The sequence below is a fragment of the Nocardia sp. NPDC004415 genome (genome assembly GCF_053602435.1).
In genome coordinates, this window is record NZ_JBSGDP010000100.1 from 1 (window position 1) to 11,156 (window position 11,156).

At 65.8% G+C, this 11,156-nt stretch carries 12 protein-coding genes and 1 pseudogene; 4 read left to right on the top strand and 9 right to left on the bottom strand.

All coding sequences use genetic code 11. The annotated features are described in order from the left end of the window. Positions 1 to 228: hypothetical protein (locus tag ACWEMY_RS28360; protein ID WP_452392481.1), on the top strand; the 228-nt coding region annotated here is incomplete at its 5' end. A gap of 621 nt (positions 229 to 849) precedes the next feature. Here ACWEMY_RS28360 and ACWEMY_RS28365 read toward each other — a convergent pair. Continuing rightward, positions 850 to 1,326 carry a nitroreductase family deazaflavin-dependent oxidoreductase gene (locus tag ACWEMY_RS28365; protein ID WP_452392482.1) on the bottom strand — a complete coding sequence of 159 codons (477 nt, stop codon included), beginning with the start codon at positions 1,324 to 1,326 and terminating at the stop codon, positions 850 to 852. A gap of 226 nt (positions 1,327 to 1,552) precedes the next feature. On the opposite strand from ACWEMY_RS28365, the gene ACWEMY_RS28370 reads away from it, so the two are divergent. Both ACWEMY_RS28370 and ACWEMY_RS28375 read left to right on the top strand, forming a co-directional pair. After that, positions 1,553 to 2,569 (top strand): catalase family peroxidase, encoded by a 1,017-nt coding sequence (locus ACWEMY_RS28370; RefSeq protein WP_452392483.1) that lies wholly within the window; start codon positions 1,553 to 1,555, stop codon positions 2,567 to 2,569. Then, positions 2,566 to 3,096 (top strand): annotated as a pseudogene (locus ACWEMY_RS28375) (cytochrome b); the annotation flags it as partial. The gene ACWEMY_RS28370 and the pseudogene ACWEMY_RS28375, both read left to right, overlap by 4 nt. Positions 3,097 to 3,154: 58 nt before the next feature. Here ACWEMY_RS28375 and ACWEMY_RS28380 read toward each other — a convergent pair. The 5 genes from ACWEMY_RS28380 to ACWEMY_RS28400 all read right to left on the bottom strand — a co-directional run bounded on the left by ACWEMY_RS28380 (position 3,155) and on the right by ACWEMY_RS28400 (position 8,422). Next, positions 3,155 to 4,177 carry a sensor histidine kinase gene (locus ACWEMY_RS28380; protein ID WP_452392484.1) on the bottom strand — a complete coding sequence of 341 codons (1,023 nt, stop codon included), beginning with the start codon at positions 4,175 to 4,177 and terminating at the stop codon, positions 3,155 to 3,157. Then, entirely contained in the window at positions 4,170 to 4,859 is a 690-nt protein-coding gene (locus ACWEMY_RS28385; protein WP_452392485.1) for a response regulator transcription factor, read from the bottom strand. Before ACWEMY_RS28385 ends, ACWEMY_RS28380 begins: the two co-directional genes overlap by 8 nt. A 600-nt stretch (positions 4,860 to 5,459) precedes the next feature. Beyond that, complete coding sequence (locus tag ACWEMY_RS28390; protein ID WP_452392486.1) at positions 5,460 to 6,443, bottom strand: alpha/beta hydrolase; 984 nt, start codon at positions 6,441 to 6,443, stop codon at positions 5,460 to 5,462. A gap of 33 nt (positions 6,444 to 6,476) precedes the next feature. Beyond that, positions 6,477 to 7,574 carry a hypothetical protein gene (locus tag ACWEMY_RS28395; RefSeq protein ID WP_452392487.1) on the bottom strand — a complete coding sequence of 366 codons (1,098 nt, stop codon included), beginning with the start codon at positions 7,572 to 7,574 and terminating at the stop codon, positions 6,477 to 6,479. After that, positions 7,574 to 8,422, bottom strand: a complete 849-nt coding sequence (locus ACWEMY_RS28400) for an SDR family oxidoreductase (protein ID WP_452392488.1) — start codon at positions 8,420 to 8,422, stop codon at positions 7,574 to 7,576. Before ACWEMY_RS28400 ends, ACWEMY_RS28395 begins: the two co-directional genes overlap by 1 nt. Positions 8,423 to 8,536: 114 nt before the next feature. On the opposite strand from ACWEMY_RS28400, the gene ACWEMY_RS28405 reads away from it, so the two are divergent. Continuing rightward, positions 8,537 to 9,214, top strand: a complete 678-nt coding sequence (locus tag ACWEMY_RS28405; RefSeq protein ID WP_452392489.1) for a TetR/AcrR family transcriptional regulator — start codon at positions 8,537 to 8,539, stop codon at positions 9,212 to 9,214. A gap of 70 nt (positions 9,215 to 9,284) precedes the next feature. Here the strand turns inward: ACWEMY_RS28405 and ACWEMY_RS28410 are convergent, their stop codons facing one another. The 3 genes from ACWEMY_RS28410 to ACWEMY_RS28420 form a co-directional block, all read right to left on the bottom strand. After that, complete coding sequence (locus tag ACWEMY_RS28410; RefSeq protein ID WP_452392490.1) at positions 9,285 to 9,752, bottom strand: PucR family transcriptional regulator; 468 nt, start codon at positions 9,750 to 9,752, stop codon at positions 9,285 to 9,287. Next, complete coding sequence (locus ACWEMY_RS28415) at positions 9,713 to 10,513, bottom strand: hypothetical protein (protein ID WP_452392491.1); 801 nt, start codon at positions 10,511 to 10,513, stop codon at positions 9,713 to 9,715. The genes ACWEMY_RS28410 and ACWEMY_RS28415 overlap by 40 nt, the downstream gene beginning before the upstream one ends. Positions 10,514 to 10,678: 165 nt before the next feature. Further along, complete coding sequence (locus tag ACWEMY_RS28420) at positions 10,679 to 10,945, bottom strand: hypothetical protein (RefSeq protein ID WP_452392492.1); 267 nt, start codon at positions 10,943 to 10,945, stop codon at positions 10,679 to 10,681. Positions 10,946 to 11,156: the final 211 nt, after the last annotated feature.

Genomic DNA, 11,156 nt, shown 5'->3' on the forward strand with positions numbered 1-11,156 from the left:
GCTGGCGATCGCCCGACGAGTACGAAGCCGGCTATCATCACCGGGTTCCCGCTGGAACCAGATAATCCGCTCTCCGGATTAGCGGGGGAACCTCATTTCCGTATGGTGGGCCTGTATGTGCTGGTCACAATGATGTTGTGTGGCCCGTTCGGCGTGATCTTCGTCGGGTGGGTCCGCCAACCCGTCGGAGAACAGTCTGGAAGGCACTGCTCGAGCGTCAGGAAGTGACCGTCTACGTCGGCCTTTGAACGGTTACGCGGCGGGCCGCTGTCCTCGAAGATCGAGTGATCATCGAGATGGTAAGGCGCCAGTGACACGTAGACGCCGAGCGGAACCCAATGTCGCTCAGCTCTTTCATTCCCCGGATGCGAACGCCGAGCTGAGACGCCTACTTCGCCGCGGTCAGATCGATGACGATCGCGCCAGCGGCTTCAGAGGGACGTCGCAGGTTCGATTCCTCGGCAGGACACACAAAACATGGGCAACCGGAAAACGCCTGGTCATCGCGCATTCCTACACGATCTAGCGATGCTGGTTCGCCGGTGTCGATCCTATCGTGTTCCCTACTTATCGGGTGACGATTTGTCCCTGGCGACTCCCAGTTCCCATCCGGCCCCCGCAGCCATCTGGTCCGATCGGCACGCAGATGGGGCCTTCGCCTTCGGTGTGGTCACAGGACCGGCGGCTGCCACACCACACGCTCACGCACGACTCCAGGCCGCACTGCCACGCCTCGCCGGCAGCCGTCCGTCTCCCACATAGCGCACGCCATTGGATATGCCGCGTCCAGCTCATTTTTCGCTGCCTTGCGGCGCTCGCCGAGGCAGAGTCTCGGCGGTGGTGACTGATTCAGCGCGGAGACAGGCGGACGAAGGGCAGGTGCCGCCCGACCTCGCGGTAGTCCTCCTGGGAGCCGTCGGTGGAAAAGCCCATGAAGCGCACGAGCTTTCGGGCCGCACCGGGATGGCGGGGGGCGTAGCGGGCCATGAAGTCGCCGCCTTCGTCCGTGCCGAGCGGACCGGCGGTGACCGGGATCGTGCGCACACCGACACGGATGCTGGTCTCGGGCGCGGCGAGGATGTTCTGGTACCAGGCGGCTTCGGGGCCGAAGCCAGAGCACACCACATAACTGCCGTCAGTCCGGTCGTGCTCGACGATCTCGAGGACGACCTGGCGCCGCTTCCCCGAGACACGTCCCACATGGTTCAACAGGAGCAGCCGATCCCCGAAGACCCAGCCTAGCCGGAGTCGGTACAGATGGATCGGAGCCCGGAACAGCAGGCGCCGGACTCCGGTCGGCGGCGCCGGGCGTTTGACGATCTCCATGGTGGCGCCTTTCAGTTGTGGACGGGCACAGAACAGTTCACCCTCCCAGAGTGCCACAAGCTGCGGCCGGGAAAGAATGAACAATCCATGACATGCCCCCGCGATACCGGCGGAACGATTGATATCCGCGGACTTCGGCCAATACAGTCTGGGCGAGTTGTCAGGCATGACAAGACGAGCACAGAAACGGATGTCTACAGTGGACAGGCGAACACTCCTCGGTGCGATGGCAGTCGCGGGCACCGGGGCAATGACCATCGGCGGATTCCTCTTCACCGAAAGCCTCATCGGACCGGAACGGCTCACCGCGCGACGAGTCGTGGATCGCCTCCAGGATATCCATGGCACCCATTTTGGATTTCGCCGCAATCACGCAAAGGGGGTTGCCGTCGAGGGCTATTTCGAAAGCAATGGGAATGGTGCGAAATTGTGTGCCGCGTCCGTTTTCCGAACGGGAAGGTACTCGGTGCGTGGGCGGTTCTCGTTGTCGGGTGGCGATCCCTACATCGCCGAGGATCCGGGCATCGTGCGTGGTCTCGGTCTGCAGGTCAGGCTTCCCGCAGGCGAGCAGTGGCGGATGGCGATGATCAATTTGCCGGTCTTCCTCGATCCGACACCACAGGACTTCCACGACCGCGGCCTGGCCTTCGCCAAGGACCCGGCGACCGGCAAACCGAACCAGCAGCGGGTGTCGGACTACCTCGCCACGCATCCGCGCACCGCAGCGGCCATGAAGGTCGCGAAGTCCGTGGCTCCCGCTCCCACCTTCGCCACGACCACGTTCCACAGCCTGAACGCGTTTGAATTCACCGACCCGGGTGGCACGACCATCCCGGTCAGGTGGAAATTGGTCCCTGAAACCGTGGCGGCCCCTGGCCCCGGCCTCCGCTCCGCGAGTCTGTTCACCCAGCTCACGACAGATATTCGGGACAGTCCGTGCCGCTGGACGATGATGGTCACGCAGGGCGTTCGGGGACAGGACCGAACCGACGACGCCTCCGTGCCGTGGCCGAGCACGCGCCCTTCGGTGGATGTCGGCACCCTGGTACTGACCGGTATCGCCACCGAGACATCGGACAACGTCCGCACGGTGAATTTCGACCCACTGGTACTGCCCGACGGCATCGCACCGTCCGACGATCCGTTGCTCTCGGCGCGATCGGCCGTCTATGCCGAGTCCTTCCGTCGCCGGGCGGGCGAGCCGGACAACCGCGGCTCGGTGGAAACCGAGGGCCGAGCGTGAATTCACCGACCACACCACCGACGAGGTTCGGCATCACCGCTCGGATCCTGCACTGGATAATGGCCGTACTGATCGTGGCGATGATGTTTATCGGTGCCGCCATGGTCGGCTCGCTCGGCCACTATCACAGTATTCTGATCCTGCACCAGACCGTCGGCGTTGCGATTCTTGTGCTGGCGCTGATCAGAATCGCGAATCGCCTCCGTGATACACCACCCCGTCAACTGGATTCGATCGCCCGGCCCGAGCGGATAATCGCGGCGGCTTCCGAATATTCCATGTACGCCTTGTTTATCGCCCAGCCAGTCGCCGGTTGGGCCCTCGCTTCGGCGTCCGGCGCACCGATTCGCCTGATCGGCGGCATCCGGATACCGGCCATTACACCTACCGATGCGCACCTGTATTACGCATTGCGCAATCTACACACCATTCTCGCAGCCGGTCTACTGGTTGCATTCACCGCGCACATGTGCGCAGTCCTCGCCCACACTTTGATCCTGCGGGATCAGCTGTTGGACCGCATGCTGTTGAGCGCACGGCGGCGAGCGGCGTCGCCTGCCGACGAACCCGAGCCGGTGCGGCTGGTCAGTGCGCCACCAGCGGTAGCCGCACCTCGAATCGACACCCCGGGTCCCGATTCTCCACCGTGATCTCGCCCCGATGCGCCGCCATGAGGCCCGCCGCGATCGCCAGACCCATACCGCTGCCGGTCGGCGTACCCGCCGCGGCGACCGGCGAGCGCGCTGAGGTGCCCCTATAGGCGACCTCGAAGACGCGTGGGAGGTCCGCTTCGGCAATTCCGGGCCCCGTGTCATCGACCCTGGCCCACGCGTGGCCCTCGCGCGACCCGGCGGAGATCCAGACCTGACCGCCGGGCGGGGTGTGGGCGATCGCGTTCGACACGAGGTTGGTCAGCACTCGGGTGAGCGCGCGGTCGCTGGCCGCTACTTCGATCCGCGACGGCGGTTGTTCGGCATCGAGCGCAACGCGGGCGCGGTCGGCACTGGGCCGGTTGGCGGCGAGCACTTCGTCGATCAGCTCACGCAGGTCCACCGGCTCCAGCTCGAGCCGCAGCGCGCCCGCGCTGATCTTCGACATCTCGAACAGATCGTCCACCATCGCCGCGAGCCGATGGGTCTGACACCCGATCTGATCGGCGTAGCGGGCGACGTCGGTCTGACTGCTGACCACACCGTCCGAGAGCGCCTCGGCCATCGCCCGAATACCGGCCAGCGGCGTGCGCAGATCGTGGCTGACCCAGGCCACCAGTTCCCGGCGCGAACGCTCCGCGCTTCGCTCCTGCTCCCGGACCTGCTTTTCCCACACGGTCTTTCGTGCCTGTTCGCGGCCGAGCAGGATCGCGGCGGGTACCGTGACCGCGGCTACGACGGCAAGCACGATCGCGGTCCGGCGCAGCCCGTTGGACATAAGCCCACTGACCCCGACGATGCCTGCCAGCGCCGACAGCGTCGGAATCAGCACCAGCACAGCCATACTCGTCGTCAGGGAACGATTGCTGATGGCACGCAGCACGAGAGCGCCGATCACCACGACCGGCACTGTGCATGCCAGGGTCAAGATGATCAGCTCACCGGCGTCCTCAGGCATCGGCGCGAGCCCAGACATACCCACGGCCCCATACTGTTTCGATTCGGTGCCGGTCGCCGAGTTTGGCGCGCAGCCGCTTGATGTGCACGGTGACCGTGGACAGATCGCCGAATTCCCAACCCCACACCAGGGCGAGCAACTCGGTGCGGCTGAAGACCCGCTGGGGATTCTCCAGCAGGAACACCAGTAGGTCGAACTCGCGGGCGGTCAGCTCGACCGCGTGCCCGGCCACCGACACCGATCGGGAGTCCAGGCGGACCTGGACCGGGCCGTCGCCGAGGACCTCGCGTCGGGACTCATGCGCCGTGTGTGACCGCCGTAGCACCGAGGCCACCCGCAGCACCAGTTCACGTGGGCTGAACGGCTTGGCGACATAGTCGTCGGCCCCCGCTTCCAGCCCGAGCACCCGATCGTCCTCGTCGCCGAGCGCGGTGAGCAGAATGATCGGAGTGTCCGGACGCGGACCGGACCGCACCGCACGACAGATGTCGATGCCGTCGGGGGCAGGCATCATCACATCCAGCACAGCAAGTTGGACCTCGCCACCGTCGCAACGCGCCGCCAAGGCGGCCAGTGCGGCGGGACCAGCGGCGGCTTCGACGACCGTGCGGCCGTCGCGCTCGAGATAGCGACGCACTACATCCCGGACCATCGGGTCGTCGTCGGCGATCAGAACGGACATCGGCGTCACCACTTCGTCGGGATCGGTCCGCTACTGCTCCTGACGCCGTTGGAAGGCGGCGGTGAACATGGACGCGCGGGTAGCGGTGAGTTCAGGATCATGGTGCCCGTCCTCCATCAACCAATACACGAAGAGATGGTTGACGCCGCCGTAGACGCTGTCGCACCCGTCTTGTCCAGCGTGCGCGCGGGGCGGGCAGTAATCTCGGCCTCAAGAGAGGAACCCGTCGTGTCCGGCAGCGTTGTCGGCGAACGCCGATGGTGTGGCGGCCGTAGAGCGCATGCGATGGCTACCCGTCCAGGAGCGCGGCGGTGTTGCAGTCGCGCACGCAGCGGACGTGCATCCTCGAATCATGTCCGGCACGTGCTGTGTGCCAGTGCGCCGTTGAACATCTGGTCCAGCACCGGCTATGCCCACCCGATGTCGGTGATGTACTCGTTGAGGTTGTGCCCTGGCCTCAGTCCAGGAAGGAACGGCGGGATGGCAACGTCGTCAACGACGTTGACCTATGCCCGCGCACGCACCACTCACTTGCCAGCTGTCGTACCCGGCCTCCCGGAACGATGGCACCGTTTGCACTGGATCCAAGTGGTGGCCACGTCAGGCGGCGATCCCGTCGTTCGCGTCGATGCCCTCGACGAACCGTTCGACGCTGTCGAGAGCACCGCGTGCTTCGGCCACCCGGGGATAGCCCATCTGGAACACATGGAACATTCCCGACCACACCTCGAGCTCGCATCGTCCGCCCACTTCGCGCAGTGCCGCGGCGTAGTGGGCGGAATCCGAGGCCAGAACCTCGCTACCGCCCGTCTGTAACAGCATCGGCGGCAGGTCGGGTCCGACTGTGCCGAGCACATCCAGGCGCGGATCACTGAAATCTGCCCCGACCAGATAGGTATGCATGATTCGCCGACCGGTGCGGCCCGAGATGAACTGGTCCCACACCTTCTTGTTGTGAGCTTGCGCCAGTTGCCATGTCGGGTCGACGACGCTCGAGAACCCGACCAACGCGCAGGGTTGCTCGACACCGAGCTCGCGCAGTTGTGCACACAGCCCCAGGGCGAGGTGGCCACCGGCCGAATCGCCCATCACGATGATGTCCCGGGATCGGTGTCCTTGTTCGAGCAACCACAGGTAGCCGTTGAGAACGTCGTCTTGCGCGGCCGGGAACCGGTACTTCGGCGCGAGCCGATACCGCACGGCGAACACGGGTCGACGCAGTCGGCGTGACAGCTCCGAGACCAGGCCGCGATGGGTCCACGGGCTACAGCTGATGTATCCACTGCCGTGGATGAAGTAGATCAACCGGTCGCCGGACTCAGGCTGCCCGCCTACCCATTCTCCAAGAGTCCTGCCACGGGATCCTATGGTATCCACCTTGGTGTGCCGGAGCACCGGAGGAAACCACATCCGGCAGGCGATGACCTGTGTGAATCGGTAGCCGAGTACCCCGGCCGCTGTGTGCAGCGGAAGCAGCCACAGTGTCGGCCGGACGAAGATCCGCGATGCCCAGATGGTCGCCCGCGCTGCAAAGGAGCGCGGCACGGTCACCACGTGATCGCCGGCGCCGATAAGATCAGCCATGTCGATCGATCCTCGTTCTCTCTGTCGTCACGCTCACCGCGTGGCGACGGTGATGGTGCCGTAGTCCAGGCCGCCGTGGCTGAAGGTCGGCACGACCGGCCACTGTCGCTTCCAGTCCGCACATTCGGAGGACGGGATGATTTGGCGCCACTGCGGGTTCCGCGGCGACGCGGAGGCGAGGGTCTTCTCTTTCACCATGGAGTCGTACTGGTCGAGGGAGTCTTCAAGGGTGTTGGCGTTGAGCACGACCTCGCGCCCGTAGAACTCCGCGGTGCGGCGCACGCCGGGGATCTTGGACAGTTCGGGTTGCCAACTGTCGGCGGCCATGCCGTTCTCCGAAGACACCCACACCCCGTCAGGGGTGTTGACGACCAGGGAATGGTTGCCGTCGGTGTGTCCGGGGGTCCACAGCAGGCTGACTCCGACGCCGAGTTCGACGTCGCCGTCGAAGATCTCGAGCTTGTCCTCGGGAACGCCGTTCATACCGCCGTCGACATACCAGGCCCACTGCATGGGGTGCATGGATTCGAAGGTGCCCAGCTCTCGGCGGTGCACGAGCAGTTTGGCGTTGGGGAACAACGGCTTGCGTGGTTCGCTCTCACCGTCGATGGGCTCGCTGCTGCCCACGATCATGCGCGGATCCTGGACGTGGAGGTGGTCGAAGCTGATGTAGTCCACGTCGGCGTTGGTCAACCCGAGGCGGGGCAGGACCTGGTCGGGGTCGTTGTAGTACTTGACGAACAGCGATTCCAGGCCGACGCGGCGCCCGAAGTTCTGCAACTGGCCGTAGAACGGGGCTTCCGCGGACCCGGCGGCCACGGTGGGTTCCCACACCAGGGTCTTGAGCTTGCCGTCGAAGCCCTCGAACTGGATCACGAACATGCGGTTGATGATCGAGATGAACGGGTTGAGGTTGACCGAGTAGTTCTGGAACGCGTACTGCGCCGGATACGGCGCGGCGGCGATGTCGAAGCTCTTGACCGCTTTCACCTGCCCCTGGCGCAGGAACCGTTCCCGGTAACTCAGCGCCGCCTCCCGGACGGCGTCGAGCCGACGTCCGCGAGGCCAGATGTCGTGGACGCCGGAGAACTCCGGGATCGGACGAACAATGGCGGATTCGAGGTTGGTCATCAGGACTCCTTCGGGTCGGTGGTCTCGGTCAGGGCGCGGTGCTCGTAGCCCGCGCGGGCGCTCGAATCCTGTGTGGCCTCGATCTGGTTGGGCACAGTACGTCGCAGTAGCCGGTCGCGGAGCGCTTGCGGGAGCAGTCCGGAGACGCGGACCAGCAGATCTATCGAGGCTGGGAGGGTGACCTCGAAGCGCGGGCGGCGCAGGACCTGCACGACCGCGGCCGCGACGTCGGCTGGCTGCAACGGCGCGGTCGCGCCGCTGGCGGTGCCGATCGCGAGTTCGGTGTCGACCACGCCGGGCATGATCACCGACACATGAACGCCGCTGCCGCGCAGTTCCTCGCGCACGCCGGTGAGGTAGCCAAGGACGGCGTGTTTGGTGGCGGCGTAGGTGGACTCTCCGGGCGGGGCCAGTTTGGAGGCGGCCGAGGCGATGGTGACGATGTGACCGTGGCCGCGGTCGCGCATCTGGGGCGCGACCAGGCGAACACCGCGGATGACGCCGTGCAGGTTCACCGCGAGCATGCGCTCTGTCGCGGCCTCGGGTTCGTCGGTGAAGGCTCCGACCCACATGACACCGGCGTTGTTGACCAGCACGTCGAGCGGGCCCCACGCGGCGGTGACTTCGGCGAGGAACCGGCGGAACGACCCGGTGTCGGTGACATCGAGGGCGAACGCGCGCACCTGTCCTGGCAATGCTTGCGCGGTAGCTTCGGCGGCCTCGACATCGCGGTCGCCGATCGCGACCTGTGCGCCGGCCTCGGCGAGCTGGCGCGCGATCTCACGCCCGATGCCCTGGGCGCCGCCGGTGACCGCCACGATTCGCCCGGCCAGAGTTGTTTCTGTCATCGAGTGCCGCCTTCCTCGGGTCGATTCGATACCGCTATCGCATGTTGGGCAATCGCGATTGTCAGAAAATGTTCAGCTAGTATTGCACCTCGTCGGCAGAAAGGAAAGGCCCCAATGACCCGCCCGGGACCCTCCGGCCCGAAGCTCTCCAGCCGCAAGTACTCCGGTGTCGCGCCGGAGGAGCGAGTGCGCCTACGTCGGGCGGCGATCCTCGAGTCCGCCTTGGAGCAGTACGGCACCTCTGGGTACGCGGCCGCGTCGATCAAGCAGATCTGCCGCGGCGCCGGCGTCACCGAGCGGTATTTCTACGAATCGTTCCCCAACCAGGAGTCCTGCCTGGCCGCCCTCTATGACGAGCTGGCCGAGGCGATGCGCGCGAAGACCATCGACGCACTCGGGCAGGCCGATTCCACCCTCGATTCACTCACCGAGGCCGGGCTCGAGGCTTTCATCGGCTACCTGACCAGTGACCCGCGGCGCGCGCGGGTCGTGCTCATCGAGGTCGTCGGTGTTTCACCGGACATGGAGCAGCGCCGCCACCGGGTTCTGCGCGATTTCGTCGACACCGTGATGGCGACCTGGGCGATCGAGAGCCCTCGCCCGCTGACGCGAGGCCAACGGTTGACCGCGACCGCGCTGGTCGGCGGCGTCAACCACCTGCTGGTCGACTGGCTGATGGACGGTCGCCACGACGACCCCGCCGACCTCGTGACGGTCTGTGTGAACCTGTTCGCCGCCGCTCGCGCGCAATGGGACGCCGCTGCGGCATCCCCGGAGCGCCCCGGCGCCTGAGCGTCTCCGACCCGTCCGCACCCGTAGCGTCCGCGACAACCGCAGATCACCGCGAGCGAGACTCGGGCGCCTACGAGGTAGAAGATCGAGGCGACGAGGGATGCGCGTCGTGGATGAGCAACGCGGCGGCGAGCAGGCGGGAACCGTCGGGGGCCGAGGTGTCGTACCCGGTCAATTCGGCGACCCGGCGCAGCCGGTAGCTGAGGCTGTTGGGGTGGAGGTGGATCGCCTCGGCCGCGCGTTTGCGGTCCCCGCCGTATCGAATATGTGCGCGCAGAGCTTCGAGCAGATGCGGGTGCTCGAGCAGGGGCTCGAGACGGCCGACCAGCCGGTCGCGGGAGGGCCCAGGCCTGGTCAGCTGATGTTCGAGCATCAGGTCGTCGAGGATATAGGCCCCCGCGGGCTTGCCGAGAAGTCGAGCGAGCTCGGCGAGCTCGTCGATGTAGTCCACCGCCCCTGGCAGGTCGGCCCGGGGCACGTCGTGGAGCTCGATGACGATCACCGGGAGCTCGAGGCTGCTGGTGAGTTGGGTCGCCACCCGCGCATAGCGTGGGGAGTCTCCGGCCTCGGCGTTCGAGGGGGCAGAACGTGGCCGGTCACGCCGTCGAAGGTGTACAACGGGCTCATGCCGGACAGATCATCGAGCATCTCCCTGGCGATCCGCATACGCCGCTGCGTGACCGCGTTGTCCTCTCGCGTGGATGCCGGAACACGGAGGGAAAGCAGGTCGTAGGCGTCTTCGAGCTGGATACCGGCGCGGATGGCGTGCTCGTCGGCAGATTTTCCCTCCAGGAGCGCTGACGACAGGTCGCGCCGGGCCTCACGCTCGGCGCTGAACAGCGACTGGGCCACTGCGGCGTGGGTTTCGGCCATGGAGATATTGACCTGTTCGAAGAGGTCGAGGAGCAGACCCAGGAATTCGAGGACGTCGTCGAGGTCTTCGGGCCGGGCTTCGTCGCGCAGCTCTTCCCACATTCGGCGTGCCCCGCCGAAGAAGGCGAGCAGCGAAATTCGTAGCGGAATGCGTTCCTCGGCTTGGCGTTCGATGACTGGGACGATCAGCGCGGCGACCTCGTCGGTGTCGAGACCGCGCTGCTCGTCGATCGCGCTCAGGACACAACCCGCGACCGCCACGATGGCCGGTGTGACGTCGGTGGCGAAATGGCCGGGCGGGAGTTTCTCCGCGCCGGGGACCTGGGCCAGGCTCGCCTCGAGCAGCTCGGTGGCGAACTCGGCTATTCGCGCTGCGGTTCGGCTGACGATCGGAGTTTCCAGGCTGAGCCGGTGCGGGCGGGACACCGCCAGATTGTGACCGGGCCGATCCGACCAGTGCAAATCCGGAGCGCCGAGTCGATCAAGCCGTCCGCAACGACGAAGCGATCAACCTGGCCGCGTGGCCGAGGGCCAGCACCGCAAACGGCGGACCACTCACCAGAGCTCATGGATGGACAGCCCGGGGCGGTGCTACCTCACTCCGGGGAAGTATGGGCTGACCGCCACGCAGGGCACTGGGGTGCTGGTATCGGGGGAGAGTGCGTTGAGGACGAATCGCCACGCCCGTTCGCTGTACATGGTGGCCAGATGCTCGGACTGATCCTTCGGGCATCCGTCCTGCAGCGTGATATTGGTGACCGCGGGCCCCGACAAGTACTGCTGGTCGTAGGGGGTGACGACCTGGTCGTACTTGGTCACCACAGTGGTATAGGTGACGCCCGGTCTGGTGTCGCCCATCCCGTACACCTCCTCCGACAATTCGTCCCCGATGGCCTGCTGGGTCAGGGCGGGCGCGATGTCGTGGAGACCGTTGTAGATCCACCAGCCGACTGGTGGAACGAAACTGCGCAGGTTGAGGGGCCGGAAGATTCTCGGACAGTGAGACTTTGACTTCTCAGGCTGCCCTATTCCGCTCGAACCAGCCGGACTCTACTTCGTTGGGTGTTCG

Coding starts and splice junctions, on each gene's coding strand:
- ACWEMY_RS28365 (WP_452392482.1), bottom strand. CDS start 1,326: ATGGAGATCGTCAAACGCCCGGCGCCGCCGACCGGAGTCCGGCGCCTG.
- ACWEMY_RS28385 (WP_452392485.1), bottom strand. CDS start 4,859: ATGTCCGTTCTGATCGCCGACGACGACCCGATGGTCCGGGATGTAGTG.
- ACWEMY_RS28395 (WP_452392487.1), bottom strand. CDS start 7,574: ATGACCAACCTCGAATCCGCCATTGTTCGTCCGATCCCGGAGTTCTCC.
- ACWEMY_RS28380 (WP_452392484.1), bottom strand. CDS start 4,177: ATGCCTGAGGACGCCGGTGAGCTGATCATCTTGACCCTGGCATGCACA.
- ACWEMY_RS28420 (WP_452392492.1), bottom strand. CDS start 10,945: ATGGGCGACACCAGACCGGGCGTCACCTATACCACTGTGGTGACCAAG.
- ACWEMY_RS28400 (WP_452392488.1), bottom strand. CDS start 8,422: ATGACAGAAACAACTCTGGCCGGGCGAATCGTGGCGGTCACCGGCGGC.
- ACWEMY_RS28390 (WP_452392486.1), bottom strand. CDS start 6,443: ATGGCTGATCTTATCGGCGCCGGCGATCACGTGGTGACCGTGCCGCGC.
- ACWEMY_RS28405 (WP_452392489.1), top strand. CDS start 8,537: ATGACCCGCCCGGGACCCTCCGGCCCGAAGCTCTCCAGCCGCAAGTAC.
- ACWEMY_RS28370 (WP_452392483.1), top strand. CDS start 1,553: ATGGCAGTCGCGGGCACCGGGGCAATGACCATCGGCGGATTCCTCTTC.